Raw genomic sequence first — 19,049 nt, 5'->3', positions numbered from 1 at the left:
ACTCTAACAGGTCGCTACGGACTTCAGGAAACGAAGGAATACGTACTAACCACTCTTTTACAACACGATACTATGTGTTAGGTCGGATGAAGGTCATAACATCCATACTGTTACTTTGAATTATCATCTGTTTGACGAACAAAAAATCCGTCTCCTTTAAGCAACACGAACGTGTATCGCTTAAAGAAGACGGATGAGATCACTTTTACATTTTTTCAGCAACGAAGAAAATCCGCTCGGCTGTCTCAGAAGGAGCATCCGGTCCAAAATCGCCTGTGACGGCAAGGACACGGAATCCCGCTTCGCGTAACCACGTCACGTATTGTGCCGGAGGATATGTCCGCTGATGATGCGTTTCATCGACACGCTCATAGCGACCGTCCTCTTCCTCGATGAAGAAAGTCAGTTCATGGACGACAGAAAGCGGTGTTTCACCAGGATCCGCGAACCAGATATACGAACTTTGCTCGGCATGTGTCGCGTATGTCTTTCCATTGAACAACGTTTCCATCTTGTAAGGAGAATGTGTATCGAATAAGAGACGTCCACCCTCTTTGAGGATTGCTGCTACATGTGTAAACGTCTGTTTGACATCCTCTTCCGTCCGGAGATAGTTCAAGGAGTCGCATAGTATTGTCACAGCATCGACAGGTGTCGGCAATTCGATTTCGCGCATGTCTTGCGCCCAGAATTGAATGCTTAATCCCTCTTCCATCGCCTTCTCTTGCGCGACTTCTAGCATCTCTTCCGATAAATCGATCCCGAGCATTTCATAGTGTGCCGCTAATGCAAGCGTCGCCGTACCCGTTCCACATCCGATATCAGCAATCGTACTTCCAGTCGGAACATATGCTTTGACCCAGTCGACCCATTGATCGTACGGGACGTCTTGCATCAATTCATCATAGATGTAGGCGAACTGTTCGTATGCCATTAGTTGACCTCGACTTCAACCTTTGGAGCATCTGCCCAGAGTTTTTCGAGGTTATAGTAATCACGATCGTCACGGTGGAACACATGAACGACGACGTTTTCAAGATCCGCTAACACCCAACGTGCCGCATCGAATCCTTCGAGACGTTTGATCGGCAGGTTATGTTCGTGCGCGATTTCTTTGAGTTCACGTGCAATCGCCTGTACTTGTTTTTCTGAATTCCCTTCACAGATGACGAAATAATCGGCAACTGGTGAGATGCTCGACATATTCAGGACGACGATATCTTCAGCGCGTTTATCGTCGATGGCATTTACGATTAATTGTAATTCTTGTTCGACTGTCATAGGACGGTCCCCTTTCGTTTGGCCGCGACGAAGGCATTATAAGTCTCAATCGTTCGCGGAAAGATGATGGCTTGTTTCTTACATAAAAAATGAATCGTTTGACTGAGTGTTGCGATGACGGCGTCCGTCAAATCCTGCTCCGCTACTTCACGAAGCGCTTCGACACCTGAATAACTGCGATTCGGTTCAATCGCATCCGCGACGAAGATGATTTGATCAAGCAACGGCATACCGGGTGCCCCCGTCGTGTGATTTGCGATCGCTTGATAAATCACATCTGAATCAAGACCAAGTTCTCGACGGACAAGCTCCGCACCCACTGGCGCATGAAGCAGTTCGTCATCATAATCGAGTAAAACACGTTGATTCAACTCAACGGCAATCGAACGCATCTCATTCGTATCGCGGTATTTCGCATAATCATGGAGCATGGCAGCAAGTGTTGCTTCTTCTTCATCAACACCATATTTAAGAGCCAAGTGTCGCGCTGTCTCGACGACACCTAATGTATGCACATAGCGTCGTTCAGGCAACGTACGCTCAATGATTTGACGTGCTTCTTCAAGGCGCATATAGATCCCACTCCTCAATCCGTTGTCGAACGGCTTCCGGTACAAGGTAGCGAATGCTCCGTCCGCGCGCGACCCGTTGCCGGATATCCGTTGAAGAAATTTCTAGTAATGGCATATCGACTGCTTTCACATGAGCACCGCGTGGAATCAGATACCGACTGCCCGGTCGAGCGACGGCACCAAAGACGACTTCCTCGTATAACTGTTCGGCTTGATACCACGTATCGAGACTAACGAGTGAATCCGCTCCAATGAGAAACAGAAACTCATGCTCTGGGTACCGGTGCTTGAGTGCACGAATCGTATCATACGTATAGGAAGGCTCTTCGCGCTCAAACTCGATCGCTGAGACGGAGAAGGTCGGATTCAATGCAATCGCTTCTTCAACAAGACGTAGACGTTTGGTTGCTTCTGTGACAGTACGTTGTTTATGCGGTGGCACATTCGCCGGTAAAAACCAGACCGCATCGAGTTCGAGTTGTTCCTGCGCTTGTTCGGCAATCAGGAGATGACCGATATGCGGAGGATCGAACGTTCCGCCCATCAGTCCGATTTTCATCGTGGCAATTCGAGCGTCTTGTTCTCTTTTGATTCTTTATAAAGAACGATGACTTTTCCGATGACTTGAACGAGTTCAGCATTCGTTCCTGCGACGAGTTCTTGTGCGACATCCTTCGGTGCGTCCGCACAGTTTTGCAATACTTGTACTTTTAAGAGTTCCCGTTTTTCGAGCGCATCCATCAAATCAGCACACATCGCTTCGCCGACTCCATTTTTACCGACTTGGAAAATCGGGTTTAAATCGTGAGCTGTCGCGCGTAAAAAACGTTTTTGTTTACCTGTTAACATGATTAAAATTCCTCCAATTGCTTTCGTATCACCTGCTCGCCAAGTGCAAAGTCAGGTGCTTGTCCGGTGAAGCGTTCAAATGCTTCAGCCGCTTGTAAGACGAACATCGGGACGCCGTCAAGTGTGTCGAGCCCTTTTTCGGTCGCTTCACGCAATAGACGGGTCGGCGTCGGTCGATAAATAATATCACAAATCAAGGCGTGCGTCTCTGTCAATTCGATTGGACGTGCCTCGATATGTGGAGCCATCCCGACAGAAGTCGTATTGATGATGACGTCGTAACTCGTTAAATCAAATGTTTCTTGCCACGGTAGAACGTTTGCTCCAAATTCATCTGCAACTGCCTTAGAGCGTTCTTCTGTTCGATTCGTGATCGTCACATCTCCGGGCAACGCAGCAATGATGCCTCGCGCCGCACCGCCCGCACCAAGAACGAGCGTTTTTTGAAATGAAGGACGACGTTCTGTCAACGCGCGGACGAATCCGATTCCATCTGTATTCGCACCAATCAACTGCCCATCCTGCCGGTACACCGTGTTCACGGCGCCTGCTTTTTGAGCTGCCGGCTCTAGCCGATCCAGATACGGAATGATTGCTGTTTTATGCGGAATCGTCACATTGATTCCGTCTAGCTGATGTATGCGTAATTTCGTAATGATTTGCGGCAATTGCTGCTCCGTTACATCGATGAGGTCATAACAGCCGAAAAGCCCAGCCGCTTCCAGCCAAGCTGTATGCAGCTCAGGTGAAAGTGAATGGGCAATCGGATGACCGATGACGGCAAAGCGCATCAGACGAGCGCCTCACGTAAGGATACAGCGACACCTTTCGGGGCGTAAGCAGCGACACGTCCACCTTTTCCGTGAACCGCAACCCACCCGAGTCCACTGAAGACGATATCCGTCTTCATGTTGTCGCGGAGGCTGAATTCATGACGGACAAGCGGCGGTAGCATCTCACGCGTCTTTTCGTTTGGCGGAGACAACAGCTCACCGTTGTGGTTCGCATATAGATCGTCTGCCTTTTCAAGCTTCGTCCGGTGAACTTTCAATTCGTTCGACATGTAGATGACGAATGAACGCTTGTTCCCTTCCATATAGTCCAATCGCGCAAGACCTCCAAAGAAAAGCGTCTGTTGCGGATGGATTTGGAAGACTTGTGGCTTGATCTCTTTTTTCGGTGTGATCAGCTTCAAGTCTTTTGCATCCACATAGTGAGCCATTTGGTGGTGATTGATGATCCCTGGTGTATCATATAGGTTACAGTTATCATCGAGTGGAATATCGATCAAATCAAGTGTCGTACCTGGGAAGTGACTGACCGTGATGACGGCCTCATCTTCTTCACCGAAGCGTTTGATGACTTGGTTGATCAGCGTCGATTTCCCGACGTTCGTACAACCAACGACATAGACGTCGCGGCCTTTTCGATAATAATCGATTTTTTCAGCAAGTTCATCAACTCCGTGCCCTTTTTTCGCGCTGATCAGATGAACGTCGACTGGACGTAATCCGAGTTCTTTCGATGCTTGACGCATCCAGTTCATGAGACGATTCGGGTTTAGTGACTTCGGTAATAAATCGGCTTTGTTCCCAACGAGTAAGACGTCGTTTTTACCGACGAACCGATGTAATCCCGGTAACCAGCTTCCATTAAAATCGAAGATATCAACGATTTTAACGACAAGTGCATCTTTTTGACCGATTCCGTCTAAGATTTTAACGAAATCATCGTCCGATAACGATACATCTTGAATTTGATTGTAGTGCTTTAATTTAAAGCAACGTTGGCAAATGACCATTTCACGATCAAGTGCAGATTTAGGTGCGTATCCTGGTGCTTTTGTGTCTTCCGTTTGAATGGCGACACCACAACCAGCGCAGTGGATTTCTTCGATCATATTATGTTGAGCCGCATGCGGGAACGATATCCCTTCTCTTTTCACCGTAGCGCCCTGCTCGCTACTCCAAGAGCGTAACTTCCGACCTCTCGCCGTACATGTTGCGACTGCTGCCTTCCCTTTCATCTACCGATCTGACAGGGTTATTGTTGCTTATCCTGACGAAGTGTTTCGATCGGATGTTCCAGCACAGAAGGATCTTCTTTGACGCGTTGTGTCAATTTATAGATTCCTTTGCGTTTCATCCGGCGGAAAATGACACGTTCCATCAGGCGATTGAATTTCGTGACGACACCGTCCGTCTTAACGACGGGTTGAACATGGATGACTTCGATTCCAACGGAGTTTGCACCGAGTACATCCGTAAAGAGTTGATCTCCTAAAAAGACAACTTCCTTCGCGTGATAACCGAATTCCGTCAATGCCCGTTTAAACCCGATAGGAAGCGGTTTTCGAGCAGGTGCAATGTAGTGCAATCCGAGTGGATCCGCGAACTTCTTGACGCGATCTCCATTGTTGTTCGATACGATGATGACGTCGAAACCATATTGATTATTCACCATATCCAGCCAAGCAACCAATTCGTCTGGAGCATCTGCGATATTCCATGCGACGAGTGTATTATCAAGATCGGTCAAAATAGCTTTGACACCGTTTCGTTTGAGCATTTCAAGGTCGATATCGTAGATCGAAGCCACGAAATGTTTCGGATAAAGTCGTTTGAACAAGAATAAAACCTCCAGATAATGGTCTAGCTCTATAGTTAAGTTTAAGAAACAGTTATGCTCTTATCGTTCGATTATAGCACAATCAGGTAGTAAGAGCGACGCACAAAAGAAAACGGAAGGCGGACCTTCCGTTTTCTTAATAATACCGAATCCACAGATAGAGTTGGGATAGAATCAACGTTACGATCGTGATCGGTGCTCCGTAAATCAAAAAGCGCATATAGGTGAATTTTTCACCTTGTCGTGTTGCAAGACCCGCGACGATGACGTTCGCCGACGCACCAATCAATGTTCCGTTACCACCGAGACAGGCACCGAGTGCGAGGGACCACCATAACACGTCCACTTTCGCATCTGCTGGTGACAATCCGATCCCAGCAGCCACATCGTTGATGAGTGGAATCATCGTCGCGACGAACGGGATGTTATCGATCGTCGCACTGGCGATACCGGACAACCAAAGCACAGCAGTCGCTGTCGTCTGAATGTCACCGCCCGTCAAATCAATCGTCTTTTCCGCAAGGTAGCGAATGATACCCGCCTCCTGAATCCCGCCGACGAGCACGAACAGTCCGGCGAAGAAAAAGATCGTCGTCCATTCGATGCGGGCAAAAATTCCTTCGAGCTGATGATCGTTTTCGATCGTCAGCAACATTAGGACCGTCGCTCCAAGGATCGCGATGGCCGGTGCTTCGAGATGGAGTCCGATTCGATCAAGCACCGGATGCAACACGAACAACGCAATCGTACTGACGAGGACGATACTACTTCGCGTGACCAATTTGTGACTGACAATATAACTCTTCTCATCGATTTCCATCAGTTTCTGTCGATCTTCCGCTTCGACATGCAGTTGTTTGCGGAAGATGAAGTACAGAATGCCAATCGTTACAACCGTGATGACGAGAATAATCGGTGCGAGATTCACTAAAAAGGCGTTAAACGTTAAGTGTGGATTCGCAGCACCAATCATGATGTTCGGTGGATCGCCGATCAAGGTCGCCGTCCCACCGATGTTTGCAAACAATACTTCTGCGAGCAAGAACGGAAACGGCGCAATCTTAAGTATCTTCGTAATCGAAAACGTAATTGGAACGATCAATAGAACCGTCGTGACGTTATCAAGAAAAGCAGATCCAAGTGCCGTCAATGCAGACAGTAGAATCAACACCTTGATCGGATCACCTTTCGTCGTCTTCGCCGCACGGATTGCGATGTATTCGAACAAGCCAGATTGGTTGGCAATCGTGACGAGAATCATCATGCCAATCAATAAGACGATCGTTCCCCACTCGATGTATTCAAATAATGCAGTCTCGAGATCCACGATGCCGATGATGACCATCGCGAGAGCTCCAAGCAAGGCGACGATCGCCCGACTTACTTTTTCACTGATGATGAAGCCATAGGTCACTAAAAAAATGATGAGTGCGATATACGTTTGGACCTGTGTACTTCCGATTTCTGCTAATGCCAGTGCCGGCATGATTCATTCCTCCTAAACGTAAGGAGACGCCCAAAACGGGCGTCTCGCTTTCATGAATGCCATTGTCCGAGGCGTTGCCCCATTAAAACTGGTCCGATTGCTTGACTGTCTAACGTCAATGCATCTTTCGGACAAATCAGGACGACCGTCGAACCGAATGAGAAGTATCCGAACTCATCCCCGCGACGAAGGTCCTTCGACTCGTTCGTCCGAACGATCGAGTTGACGTTGAGTGCACCGACCATGACATGTTCAAGAGCATGTTTCCCTTGGACGATGCGTGTCACACGACGGTAGTTCCGAGTCAATGGGCGAAGCGCATGTGTGAGACCAATCTCATTTACTGGTGCCGAATCGCGACCGAGCGTATAACTCGTCCGGACCGTTCCATCCATCGGTACATGAACACGATGGTAGTTTTGCGGACTTAAGTAAAAGATCATTACACGTCCACCGACATATTGCTGTGCTTCATGATGGGAACCGAGTAACTCGGATACCGTATACGATTGTCCTTTGACGGTAAAGCGGCTATCAGCCGTCAAATCGTCAACGACGGATAGCACACCGTCACACGGACTGACGAATGCGCCTTCTGCTTGATCGATCGGTCGCATTTCCGGTTTGACATGACGAACGAAGACGTCATGTAAACTCGAATACTCTTCAAGGCTCCGAGTCGCTTCTGTCATATTTAAATCGTATGCCTGAACGAACGGACGGATAAACGGACGACTGATACGGCTCATCGCAAAACGTTTCAGTTGTTTGGCAACAAGCGGGTGTCCATTTAATTCGAACACACGAGAGTAAAACCATTTTTTAATCATTGAGATCACCAGATGATTCTTCTTTTGAGTCCTCTACGTCTTTTCCAGCGAAGAACTCTTTATAGCTGTCTTCCGTTTGCTCACCTGCGACACGTCCAACTTCCTTACCGTCCTTAAAGTGAACGACAGTCGGTGTACCCTCGATACCAAACGTATCCCAAGCCGACTGTTCGACAGCAAGGTCGATCTGTTCGAATGGGATATCTTGTTTTTCACCAAGCGGGACGAGATATGGTTTTACTTTTTCACAGTGGGAACAACCCGTTTGATAGAAATACGTATAGAATTCATCACCGGATTTTACTTTATCTGCGACTTGTGTAGCCGTTAGATTGCCGTTCTTCGATGCAGAATCTTCTCGATCCGTGAAGACAAGAAGTAATCCTCCCACCAATACGATTAAGCCGATGACTCCCGCTGTAATCCAATTCGCCTTGGATTGCGGTTTTTTCGTATTTTTACGTTTTGTTTTCTTTGACACGTCTATCCCTCCGTCATTCTGGTATTAGCCATTTTTTCTGAACCATTATAGCATGACCATTCGCAAGAATCGTATCGATTTGCAAAGCGTCATCAATCAGTAACAGATCCGCTCGTTCTCCGACCGCTATTCGCCCGCCCGGTATACCATATGCATCCGCGACATGTCGCGTGATCGTCGTGATTGCCTGATCAAAAGCAACACCATGCGCCACTGCATCGCGCACGGCTTGTATCAGAGAAGAAGGCTTTCCTGTATCAATCCGAACTAGACGACCTGCATCATCAAATGCCGGAAGACTGGCACCAGCATCGCTCGACATCGTAATCTGTTCAGGTGGGATTCCTGCTGCTAAAGCACGGGCGACAGCCTGTCCTGCTGGAATTTCGCCTTCCGCAATGAAGCTTTCCGTCGTACACGTCGTGAAATCGATCCTTCCTCCCCGTTTCGCCCAGGCGAGTCCCGCTTCAAAAATACGTTCACTCCGGTTGATATGCGTCGGAAGGAATTGTCCGATGGGGATATCAGTCGTGTCAATCACTTCATGTAATAGATCGAGTCCTTGTTTCCCGTCTCCGATATGGACGTTCATCGTTCCCGACACGCCTTTGACCATGCCGGCAATTCGGGCTTCTGACGCTAATCGTGCGAGTTCATGGGCTGTCGGTTGTGTCGACCGATGATCGTTGATGGCAATTTCCCCGATACCGATCACTTCATTGATGAGGACGATATCATGTCCTGTCGATTGCGTCAGGAAGACCGGTGGAACCATATAACTTCCGCTTAATAGAAAGGGGCGGATACCAGATGCAGCATATCCTCGTATATGTGCCAGTAGATCGATTCCCGTTCGTGTCCAACCATCCGTTCCGAGTAATCCAACGACCGTCGTGACACCACCTTCGAATATGTCTCGAACGGTCAGCGATGCTGTTCTCGTTGCAAATCCGCCTTCTCCTCCCCCACCGATTGGATGTAAGTGTCCATCGATGAATCCAGGAACTAGCTGTTTGCCGCGACCATCGATCCGATGCGTAATCATTGCTTCATCTATGGTATAGGAACCGATTCCGATGATCTGATTTCCTGCGATGTAGATATTTTGCGGCATCTGTTGCCACAGAACCTGTTCGATGACGATCATCGATCATTCCTCCTTAAGACAAAAAGCGAGCCTATCGCCCATGTGACGACATCTCGCTTTTCCTTATTCTGCCTTAGTCCCTTGACCAAGACCTAAATCTTCATTGACGGCATCGAGTGCGAAGACGACAAGTGAAGTGACGACAGACATAGCTGTCGCGAATCCGAAGCTATACGTTACTGCATCAACTGCCGATACGATGAACACAGCCGTGTTCACGAGTAAGAATGACCAAAAGAATGTAACGAGAAAACGCATGATTTCCCCTCCGTTTCCATAACGTACTATAGAGTTATCCTACGATTTGTAGTATACCATTTTTTAAACCAAGCAACAGCTTTTCTCTAATTTTTTCAAGCGCTTTCTTTTCCTTGAAAAACTTAATCGTTTCATACGAAGGACAATCGCTTCATATGCTACAGTAGAATTAACGAAAAGAAAGCGGAGGATTTCATCATGACCCGTCACTTAATCGCTGTCGATCTCGACGGCACCCTTTTAAAAGATGATAAGACAATCAGCGCTGCGAACATCGCTGCGCTCCAGCGTGCGCGTGCGAATGGTCACGAAGTCGTCATCGCAACCGGACGACCGTTTCGTCACGCTCGAAAATATTACGAACAGCTCGGTTTAACGACACCGATCGTTAACTTTAACGGTGGTCTCGTCCATCATCCACAAGACATCCACTTTGAAGTTCAGCATCATCCGATTCCATTAAAAACTGTTCAACATATTTTAGAATCTGTCGCTGAGACGAAAACACAAAACATCGTCTGCGAAGTCACGGATCATGTCTATTTTCAATATGATCCGGTTGGTATTTACGAATTCTATACCGACCATGCCTTATCCGTCACGACCGGAGATTTACGAAAGGTGCTTATGCATGAACCAACCTCTCTTTTAATTCATGCCAAAGGAGAACACGTCGATGAGATCCGCTCCGAACTATCTGGTATCCATGCCGAGACGGTACTCAATCGTCAATGGGTGAAACCTGAATTCATGGTCGAAGTGATGCGAAAAGGTACAAGCAAAGCGGTCGGTCTTGCCCATATCGCCGACCACCTTGGTATTAACTCTAAACAAATCATTGCTTTCGGTGATGAGGAAAACGATTTAGAGATGATCGAATATGCTGGACATGGTGTCGCGATGGGCAATGCCATCCCCGCGCTGAAACATCTGGCAAACGGCACGACGAAGCGAAACGAGGATGACGGGATCGCGTATTACTTGAGACACGTCCTCGGGCTCGCCTGAAAACAGATAAAAGGCACTTGCTGCATATCGCAGAGCAAGTGCCTTTTTCATTATCCTTTTCGGAAGTATCCGACAACCGAGTCTGTCGCGACGACGTTGATGAAGACCGTCTCGTCCGCTTCCCGACAAATCCGTTCGATATCCCGCAATTCGTGACGCTCAATGACCATCATCAACGTCGCTTTCTCAGCTCGTGAATACGTACCGATCGAAGGAATCTGCGTGATGCCTCGAATGATGTGCTGATGCAGAGCCGTCGTGATGTCATCCGCATGATTCGTGACGATAAAAATCGTCAAGCGTTGGTTACTTGTATGAATCTCATCGACGACCTTAGAAGTCACGTAGATGAAGACGATCGTATATAAGGCAGTCGACCAGCCGAACAAGGCACCTGCCAATAGTGCGATCAAAAAGTTCAAGACGAACAGATATAAGCCGACACTGCGATCGGAAAAACGGGCAAAGATGAGGGCAACGATATCAAACCCACCCGTCGAAGCACCGAATTTAATCGTGATACCGGTACCAATCGCAAGCAAGACCCCTCCAAACACTGCATTCAGTGTCTGATCACCTGGTATGACAGCATATTGAGGAATAAGGCCAATAAAAATCGTCGTTGCCAGAACCGAAATCAACGTGACGATTGTAAAACTCCGACCTAACATGATCCATGCAAGCACGATCAAAGGGATGTTCAGCGCTAAGAACCAAACGTTTTCACCAAACGCAAATGCTGTATTTTGAAGGACTTGCGTCAAGATTTGGGCAAGTCCTGTAAATCCAGTCGAATAAACACCACTTGGAATCAAAAACCAGTTCATGGCAACGGCAATGACGAATCCTCCAATCGTAGCCACAATCACTTTTAACATACTTTCCTTTACTACTGCTGTCACACGCCGTTCTCCTCTCATTCATAACTATCTTGAAACACTTTAGCACATTCAAATGTCGCCGGATAGTCAAGATTTCCAAAGATTGATGTTCTTTTTCATGATGGCGTTTTCATTTGTGACAAAGGTGTCCTCTAATTCGTGTTACACAAAAAAAGAACCGACTTGGTGAACTGCCCCATAAAAGTTGGACATAAAATCCAACTTTTATGGGGTGTTTTTTATGGTCAAATATACAAAGGCGTTTAAAGTCCAAGTCGCTGAGCGTTATCTAACAGGACGAGACGGATACCGAGGTGTGGCGAAAGAATTCGGGATAGCGCATAACCTGGTCCGTGAGTGGTCACGTCTCTATGAGCGTTGGGGGGAAACGATCTTCGATCCTTCCTATACAACACACTCGCTGGCATTTAAACTGGAGGTATTAAACGACATGGCGACCAATAAGCTGTCCAATAGAGAGACGGCCGTAAAATACCGAATTTCCTCCCCGGGGATGATCTCGAGATGGCGATCGACGTATGATCGGGAAGGGACCGCAGGTCTGGTCGCCAGACCGAAAGGACGTGCCCCGATGGCGAGACGCAAGAAGAAGGAATTTGAAGAGATGACAGAAGTCGAGAAGCTCAAAGAGCGGATCGAGTATCTCGAGATGGAGAACGCTGCGTTAAAAAAATTGAAAGCCTTGGTTCAAGAAGAGAATGCGCGACGAACCGGATCAAGGCACAAGTAATCGATGAATTGCGATCAATCTATCCCGTTCCGGGACTCCTCCGCGTGCTCGGTATGGCACGAAGCGTTTATTACTATTGGCGGACGCGCCTGACGGGCGAAGACAAGTATGCGGAAGTGAAGGCGGCCATCCATACCCTCTTCCACGAACACGAAGGACGATGTGGCTATCGTCGCATCCACGCACTTCTCGAACGCCAGGGCTTCCGGCACGATCCGAAGACCGTGCGCCGTCTCATGAACGAACTCGGTCTCAAATGTCTCGTCCGCATGAAGCGATACCGCTCCTATAAAGGACGGGTCGGAAAGGTCGCACCGAATCTTCTTCAACGTGACTTCAAGGCCACCGGTCTGAACCAGAAATGGGTGACTGACGTCACTGAATTTCACCTGTTCGGAGAGAAGCTCTACCTTTCTCCGATGATGGACTTGGGAAACCGTGAGATCATCGCCTATACCCTATCGGACCGTCCTACATATCGATTCGTTGGCGAAATGTTAGATCAGGCAATCGGGAAGCTCGACGGAGAGGCGCGCCCAATCCTTCATTCCGATCAAGGGTGGCATTATCAATACAGAGCGTTCACTGGTACGCTCCACGAGCACGGCATTACGCAAAGCATGTCCCGTAAGGGCAACTGTCTCGACAACGCAGCCATCGAAAGCTTCTTCGCCGTGCTCAAGTCAGAGCTCCTGTATCTCAAGGAGTTCGATGACATGGACCACTTCAAATGTGAGCTCGAGCGTTACATCGAGTACTATAACCATCGTCGTATCAAGAGACGACTAAAAAACCTGAGCCCGGTTGAATACCGGACTCAGGTCCTCAAGGTCGCCTGACAAATTATTTATTGTCTAACTTTTTTGGTTCAGTTCATGGCATCGGTTCTTTTTCATCGTATTTATACTGTCATCGAAGCAGGCACCGTAATCTTTCCTCCTGCCGGAACTTCTACAGTCGTTCCATGAACGTTTAAGCTGAATGCTTCGCCTTCCGTCTGAGTGATTTCGACGGCGTTTGGCTGAACATGGACATGGATATGATGACCGCGCCACTGCATCCGGAACGCATAGCTCGTCCAGCCTTTTGGCAACATCGGCTTAAAGGACAACGTATCGTTCGCCACCCGTAATCCGGCGAACCCGTGGACGATCGACATCCAAGATCCAACCATCGACGTGATGTGTAATCCGTCTTCCGTATCATTGTTGTAGTTATCAAGGTCAAGTCGTGCCGAACGTTGGTACAGTTCGACCGCTTTTTCCTCATAGCCGACTTCCGCTGCAATGATCGAGTAGATACACGGAGATAATGATGATTCGTGAACCGTACGTGGTTCATAGAAATCGAAGTTCGCTTTCTTCTCTTCTAGACTGAAGCGATCCGTCAAGAAGTAGAGACCTTGCAGGACATCTGCCTGTTTGATGAAGACAGAGCGAAGGATCCGGTCCCAAGACCAATTCTGGTTCAGCGGAAGATGTTTTGGATCGAGTTCAGCGACCAGGATTTGTTCCTTATCCATGAAGCCATCCTGTTGCATGAAGATACCAGGAGCTGCTTCATCTTTTGGATAATACATCTTCGCGTCGATATCTGCCCACTTCGCCAGTTCCTCATCCGTCAACGCTAATTGATGCATGAGTTCTTGCAAACGTTCTGGTTCTTCTTGTGCCAAATGACGGTGAACGGTCTGCGTATATTCGAGACACCATGCTGCGATCAAATTCGTATACCAGTTGTTGTTGACGTTGTTCTCGTATTCATTTGGTCCCGTCACCCCAAGAATCATATAGACATCCTTATGCGCCACATAATTGACACGGCTTGCCCAATAACGAGCAATCTCGACTAACACTTCAAATCCGTATTGTCCGAGATACGATGTGTCCCCCGTGTAGTTCGTGTAATTATAAATCGCATGCGCAATCGCGCCGTTCCGGTGAATTTCTTCATGTGTAATTTCCCACTCGTTGTGGCACTCTTCTCCGTTCATCGTCACCATCGGATAAAGCGCACCCTTCATCCCAACATTCTTATCCGCATTTTCTTTTGCTTGCGGTAATTGATTGTGGCGATACTTGAGTAAATTCCAAGCCACTTCCGGTTTCGACGTCGCAAGGTAAAAGTTCAAGCAGTACGCTTCTGTATCCCAATACGTCGCACCACCATACTTCTCGCCCGTGAAGCCTTTTGGTCCGATGTTCAGGCGTGAGTCTTCACCTGTGTAGGTCTGGAACATATGGAAGATGTTGAAACGAATCCCTTGCTGTGCCTCGACATCACCTTCAATCTTCACATCCGCTTCTTCCCAGTGGTGCAACCACGCTGCTTCATGTGTCGCAAGCAATGGTTCAAAGCCTGATTCGAATGCGACGTGAACCCGTTTCATCGCTTGCTCCAGTAACGCATCGATTTCATGATCGCGATTCGTTACGAGCGCAACGAATTTCTCGACAGTGACACCCTCACCTACTGCGGCTTGTTTCGTGAAACGATTCGCGACGTACTGCGTATTGCCATCGACGACCTCACACCGTGCGCCTTCGACGTCCGTGATCATCGCTGCTGTCACATGCCAATCGAGCTTTTTCGTTTTTGATGTGACATAACCAAACCGTTCTTCAATTCCGTGTTCAACGGGAAGCCAGAACTTCTCATCATAGTTTGAGTCTTCATTCTCAACATCCGCATCGAGATATGATTCAATGATGACCTCTGCTTCGAAATTGACAGGTGTTACCGTATATTGCAAGGCAGCAATTTCTTTATCGACGATCGAGAAGAAACGCTTGGATTCGACTTTTATCTCTTCTTCTCCATGCTTCAACAACATCGCCCGCGTCAACACACCATGTTGCATATCAAGTTCACGTTTGAAGTCGATGACTTCCCACGTATTCAAATCAACAGTTTTTCCGTTGACAGATACTTTCAAACCCATGATGTTGACAGCATTGAGTACTTTCGCGAAGTACTCCGGATAACCGTTTTTCCACCAGCCGACACGTGTCTTATCCGGATAATAAACACCTGCGACATACATGCCTTGATGCGTGTCGCCTGTGTATTCTTCTTCAAACGTTCCGCGCATTCCCATATGACCGTTTCCGATCGATGTCATCGATTCTGCCAATCGATTATCTTCTGGATGAAAACCAAGCTCTGTAATTTTCCACTCATTGACCTCAAAAAGTCGTTTCATCGTCAAGTCGCTCCTTTTTTATGCTACGCATGTCAGTCAATCTGAACATGTAAGCGTTTCATCTATACTCTACATTCTTTATTGTACACATAAAAAGCATCAATGCAATCGTTTGCACGAAAATAAATTTCTTTTTCTGCAACCGCTTCCTTTTACTAGAAATCGACATCCATTTGAATCAAAAAAAGTCTATTTTCAAACCAATCGGTTTAAAAATAGACTTCTGTTTCACGCTTCAGATTTTCCGCCACAAGACTGACGGACGACGAGATAATGTGGAACGATGACGCGCTTCCCATAAGGGGTCGCATCTTCATTGATTTGTTCAATCAAACAATTCGTCGCTTCAAAACCAAGTCCAAAGATATTGATTTCAACAGAAGTCAACGGTGGGCTTGAGAATTCTGCGATGAACAAGTTATTGAAACTGACGACGGCCATTTGATCCGGCACACCGATCCCCATCTCATTCAGGGTACTCATGACACCAAGTGCCATCATGTCGTCACTGACGACGACAGCCGTCGGCGGATGTTCAAGCGACATCAGTCGTTTGACTGCCTCAGCGCCTCCTGTCGTCATGAATGGTGCACTGACGATGTAGGATTCTTGAATCGGGATGCCCTCTTCCATGAGAGCCGTCTTGTAACCCCCGACACGTTCTTGCGTCACAGCTAAGTCCTGTGCGCCTCCGACGAATGCGATACACTCATGCCCAAGTTGATGCAAGTACTTCGTCACTTCGCGACCGGCTAGATAATTATCCGTATCGACATACGTGACATGTGATGAATCACTGAATGGTTTTCCGACGACGACGAACGGAAACTTCGAATCTTGCAGAAATTGAACGACTTTGTCATCCGTACGGGAATACAGTACGACGACACCATCGACACGACGGCCCTGAACCATCGAGACGACACCTTCATATACTTCTTCTTCCGAGACACCTGTCGTCATATATAACGAATATCCATTTTGATGCGCTTTTGTACTGATTCCTCGAATGACCTCCGAAAAGAACGGGTTTTGTAGCGTTTTTGTTGCAGCACTTGGCATGACGAGACCGATCGCTTGTGTCGTTCGATTCGCGAGACTGCGCGCATGAACGTTCGGATAATACCCGAGCTCATCCATCGCCTGCCGCACCCGTTCCTTCGTCTTTTGACTGATGCGTGAACTATTCGCAATGACGCGTGATACCGTCGAGGGTGCGACATTCGCTTCCCGTGCTACATCCTTGATTGTTACCTGCATCCCCTTCACCTCACATTTCCCCTAGTTAAGTATTTTATTTTGTTTGACGTTGCATGCGTTTACGGTGAACGAGAAGAAGTATGAGCGCTAAAATCGGAGCAATCGCACCAATTGCGATGATCGACCACCAGTTGACTTGTGACTTTTCGATGACATAGCTGTTCGCACTATTTGCATCAAGCGTGATCTCATAGGCGTCACCATCTTGACGCACCAAGTCTGAGAATAAAAGTCCTCTTAGACGCTGATCATCACCGACTTCTTTCGCAGACACGCGTAAGCTCGTCTTTTTTTCTCCAAGATTAATCGCGTAAATGACTTTTTGTTGTTTCGTCTCCCGTGAGTAGACTGCCATATGATCGGTTTTTGCGATCAAGCGTTGCTTCCCTGTTGCAAACGCTGGGTAGTCCTGACGCATCTCGTTCAACGTTTTTACGTACTGTTGCATCTTCTTATTTTGATCAAATGTCATCATCATCCGGTTTCCGGGATCCTCACCACCTGGCATCGCCACCTCTGTTCCTTGGTAGACGATCGGCATCCCTGGTGCAGCATAGAGTGCGAACAGCGCTAATCGAAGCTGCCGCTCCTCTTCATCTGCTCCACCAATCTTTGCTTCCGTGATGAAGCGCTTGACATCATGATTATCAATGAAGGTTGCAAGTCCCTTGGCATTCGGATTAAACGTAGTATCTCGATTATAAACTGAATCGAGCTCTTCCGCTGAACCATTTTTGCGGGCAAACTGATCCTTGACTCCATAATAAAACGGGAAGTTCGTCACGGAATCAAAACCTAATTTTGAATAGGACGCGATTTTTCGCGGATCTCCATCGAACACTTCAGCCAACAAGAATAAGTCTGGATGCTTTTCTTTGACTGCTGGGATAAACGTTTCCCAAAATGAGGCTGGCACATGGCGAACCGTATCGAGCCGGTATCCGTCTATACCCGTTTCATCGACCCAGTAGTTTGCGACATCAACTAAATAATCGACGACTTCCGGATTTTCCGTATTGAAGTCCGGTAAATCGAACAGCCAGTTATTCTCGACTTCCGACGGGTTATTCCAGTTCATGATTGGTTGATTTTTATGGAACCACTCCGGTTTTTCTTTCACCATTGGATGATTTGGTCCTAAATGATTGACGACAAGATCAAGGACGACCTTGATATCCCGTTCATGTGCTTCCTTGACGAGACGTTTAAACTCTTCCTTTGTTCCGAAGTGCGGATCAATCTCGTAATAATCATCCGTCCAGTATCCATGATAACCATTCGGACGGTTCTTAAAGATCGGCGTTAACCAAATCGACGTGAATCCCTTTTCCTTGATGTAATCGAGACGTTTCGTCACGCCTGCTAGATCGCCACCTTGAAACGCTTTTGGATTTTCAGGATCCGCCTCTCGGTCATTACTCGGATCGCCATTCTCGAACCGGTCCACCATGATGAAATACATTCGTTCTTTTTCCCAACCTGCTGCTTCACCCGTCATCGGTTGAAGCCCGATAGACAAGAGAAGCGGCAAGAGGAGAAGCATTATGCCTCGTCTCATGCCGCTGATTTCCCCCTTATGATTATCCTTTCGTTCCACCTGCTGTCAATCCAGACACGAAGAAGCGCTGGAATGCGAAGAAGAGAAGAACGATTGGAACTGCTGATAATACGGCACCTGCCGCAAATAACGTGAAGTTATTGTCGAACTGCTCCGACACCATGTTGTACAACCCGACCGCAAGTGTCTGTTTCTCAGGAGAACGCAGGACGAGCGATGCTAAAATGAAGTCGTTGAATGGTGCCATGAAGTTGAACAACGCGATGACGGCGACCATCGGTTTTGCGAGCGGTAAGATGATTTGCCAGAAGATTCGTAAGTGACCGGCACCATCCATCCGTGCCGCCTCATCGAGTTCTTTTGGAATCGTATCGAAATATCCTTTTGCAAGATACGTATTCATTGGAATCGCGCCACCCGAGTAGAGTAGGATGAGCGCCAGATGCGTATCAAACAATTCTAACATATTAAGCAAGACATAAATCGCAATAATGGCAACGAATTGCGGTACCATCTGCAACACGAGGAACAAGATGAGTGAATTTTTCCGACCAACGAAGCGATAGCGTGAAAAAATGTATCCTGTTAACGTGATTAGCGAGACGGAGACGACCATCGTGATGACGGCAATCTTGATTGTGTTTAAATACCACATGCCATAATCCGTTTTTGACGGATCGAACAAATCGAAGTAGTGAATCAAAGTCGGATTACTTGGGAAGATATCCGATGTAATACTTTTCCCTGGGTTAAGTGAAGTACCAACGACCCAAAGGAGTGGATAGACGATAATGATGGAGGCGACCGTCAAAATGAGATATGACAACGCCATGTTGATTCGGTTTTGTTTTCTCATA

General features: G+C 47.5%; 20 protein-coding genes. 2 read left to right on the top strand and 18 right to left on the bottom strand.

Annotation, left to right across the window (positions count from 1 at the left end; translation table 11 throughout):
- Positions 1-205: 205 nt before the first annotated feature.
- The 13 genes from MKY22_RS04300 to MKY22_RS04240 form a co-directional block, all read right to left on the bottom strand.
- Positions 206-934, bottom strand: a complete 729-nt coding sequence (locus MKY22_RS04300; RefSeq protein ID WP_341086919.1) for a class I SAM-dependent DNA methyltransferase — start codon at positions 932-934, stop codon at positions 206-208.
- A complete protein-coding gene (gene rsfS / locus MKY22_RS04295; protein ID WP_029340991.1) occupies positions 934-1,281 on the bottom strand; it encodes a ribosome silencing factor in 348 nt (115 codons plus the stop codon). The genes MKY22_RS04300 and rsfS overlap by 1 nt, the downstream gene beginning before the upstream one ends.
- A complete protein-coding gene (gene yqeK, locus MKY22_RS04290) occupies positions 1,278-1,853 on the bottom strand; it encodes a bis(5'-nucleosyl)-tetraphosphatase (symmetrical) YqeK (RefSeq protein ID WP_341086918.1) in 576 nt (191 codons plus the stop codon). The genes rsfS and yqeK overlap by 4 nt, the downstream gene beginning before the upstream one ends.
- Complete coding sequence (nadD, locus tag MKY22_RS04285; RefSeq protein WP_341086916.1) at positions 1,843-2,412, bottom strand: nicotinate-nucleotide adenylyltransferase; 570 nt, start codon at positions 2,410-2,412, stop codon at positions 1,843-1,845. Before nadD ends, yqeK begins: the two co-directional genes overlap by 11 nt.
- Positions 2,409-2,702 carry a ribosome assembly RNA-binding protein YhbY gene (yhbY, locus tag MKY22_RS04280; protein ID WP_023467424.1) on the bottom strand — a complete coding sequence of 98 codons (294 nt, stop codon included), beginning with the start codon at positions 2,700-2,702 and terminating at the stop codon, positions 2,409-2,411. The genes nadD and yhbY overlap by 4 nt, the downstream gene beginning before the upstream one ends.
- A 2-nt stretch (positions 2,703-2,704) precedes the next feature.
- A complete protein-coding gene (gene aroE / locus MKY22_RS04275; protein ID WP_341086913.1) occupies positions 2,705-3,493 on the bottom strand; it encodes a shikimate dehydrogenase in 789 nt (262 codons plus the stop codon).
- On the bottom strand, positions 3,493-4,602 hold the full coding sequence (gene yqeH, locus MKY22_RS04270; protein WP_023467421.1) for a ribosome biogenesis GTPase YqeH: 1,110 nt from the start codon (positions 4,600-4,602) through the stop codon (positions 3,493-3,495). The genes aroE and yqeH overlap by 1 nt, the downstream gene beginning before the upstream one ends.
- Positions 4,603-4,745: 143 nt before the next feature.
- Positions 4,746-5,330: a YqeG family HAD IIIA-type phosphatase gene (locus MKY22_RS04265; RefSeq protein ID WP_029340987.1), complete on the bottom strand. Its 585-nt coding sequence runs from the start codon at positions 5,328-5,330 to the stop codon at positions 4,746-4,748.
- Between the two features lie 136 nt (positions 5,331-5,466).
- A complete protein-coding gene (locus tag MKY22_RS04260; RefSeq protein ID WP_341086904.1) occupies positions 5,467-6,816 on the bottom strand; it encodes an ArsB/NhaD family transporter in 1,350 nt (449 codons plus the stop codon).
- A 50-nt stretch (positions 6,817-6,866) separates the two neighbouring features.
- Positions 6,867-7,646 carry a phosphatidylserine decarboxylase gene (locus tag MKY22_RS04255; RefSeq protein WP_214728760.1) on the bottom strand — a complete coding sequence of 260 codons (780 nt, stop codon included), beginning with the start codon at positions 7,644-7,646 and terminating at the stop codon, positions 6,867-6,869.
- Entirely contained in the window at positions 7,639-8,127 is a 489-nt protein-coding gene (locus tag MKY22_RS04250) for a thioredoxin family protein (RefSeq protein WP_214728748.1), read from the bottom strand. Before MKY22_RS04250 ends, MKY22_RS04255 begins: the two co-directional genes overlap by 8 nt.
- A 13-nt stretch (positions 8,128-8,140) precedes the next feature.
- Positions 8,141-9,274, bottom strand: a complete 1,134-nt coding sequence (iadA, locus tag MKY22_RS04245) for a beta-aspartyl-peptidase (RefSeq protein ID WP_214728746.1) — start codon at positions 9,272-9,274, stop codon at positions 8,141-8,143.
- A 63-nt stretch (positions 9,275-9,337) separates the two neighbouring features.
- A complete protein-coding gene (locus MKY22_RS04240) occupies positions 9,338-9,532 on the bottom strand; it encodes a YjzD family protein (protein ID WP_023467415.1) in 195 nt (64 codons plus the stop codon).
- Positions 9,533-9,730: 198 nt separating this feature from the next.
- Between MKY22_RS04240 and MKY22_RS04235 the strand changes: the two genes are divergently transcribed.
- A complete protein-coding gene (locus MKY22_RS04235) occupies positions 9,731-10,540 on the top strand; it encodes a Cof-type HAD-IIB family hydrolase (RefSeq protein WP_214768965.1) in 810 nt (269 codons plus the stop codon).
- Positions 10,541-10,590: 50 nt separating this feature from the next.
- Here MKY22_RS04235 and MKY22_RS04230 read toward each other — a convergent pair whose 3' ends face one another.
- Positions 10,591-11,442, bottom strand: a complete 852-nt coding sequence (locus MKY22_RS04230; protein WP_214854759.1) for a YitT family protein — start codon at positions 11,440-11,442, stop codon at positions 10,591-10,593.
- Between the two features lie 220 nt (positions 11,443-11,662).
- Between MKY22_RS04230 and MKY22_RS04225 the strand changes: the two genes are divergently transcribed.
- Positions 11,663-13,011 (top strand): IS3 family transposase gene (locus MKY22_RS04225; RefSeq protein WP_445298366.1). Its coding sequence is split into 2 segments (ribosomal slippage): positions 11,663-12,122 and positions 12,122-13,011, totalling 1,350 coding nucleotides; the frame shifts between segments, so codons are not numbered across the junction.
- Positions 13,012-13,073: 62 nt separating this feature from the next.
- Here the strand turns inward: MKY22_RS04225 and MKY22_RS04220 are convergent.
- The 4 genes from MKY22_RS04220 to MKY22_RS04205 all read right to left on the bottom strand — a co-directional run bounded on the left by MKY22_RS04220 (position 13,074) and on the right by MKY22_RS04205 (position 19,048).
- Entirely contained in the window at positions 13,074-15,374 is a 2,301-nt protein-coding gene (locus tag MKY22_RS04220; RefSeq protein ID WP_214856709.1) for a glycoside hydrolase family 65 protein, read from the bottom strand.
- Positions 15,375-15,602: 228 nt separating this feature from the next.
- Positions 15,603-16,634 carry a LacI family DNA-binding transcriptional regulator gene (locus MKY22_RS04215; protein ID WP_035398727.1) on the bottom strand — a complete coding sequence of 344 codons (1,032 nt, stop codon included), beginning with the start codon at positions 16,632-16,634 and terminating at the stop codon, positions 15,603-15,605.
- Positions 16,635-16,668: 34 nt separating this feature from the next.
- Entirely contained in the window at positions 16,669-18,192 is a 1,524-nt protein-coding gene (locus tag MKY22_RS04210) for an alpha-amylase family glycosyl hydrolase (protein ID WP_290779779.1), read from the bottom strand.
- A gap of 22 nt (positions 18,193-18,214) precedes the next feature.
- Positions 18,215-19,048, bottom strand: coding sequence for a sugar ABC transporter permease (locus MKY22_RS04205; RefSeq protein ID WP_341086887.1), 834 nt, complete (start codon positions 19,046-19,048; stop codon positions 18,215-18,217).
- Position 19,049: the final 1 nt, after the last annotated feature.

It is taken from the genome of Exiguobacterium sp. FSL W8-0210 (assembly GCF_038006045.1).
GTDB lineage: Bacteria > Bacillota > Bacilli > Exiguobacteriales > Exiguobacteriaceae > Exiguobacterium_A.
Note: the sequence above shows the minus strand (reverse complement) of the source record. Positions and strands in the feature narration are given on the sequence as shown.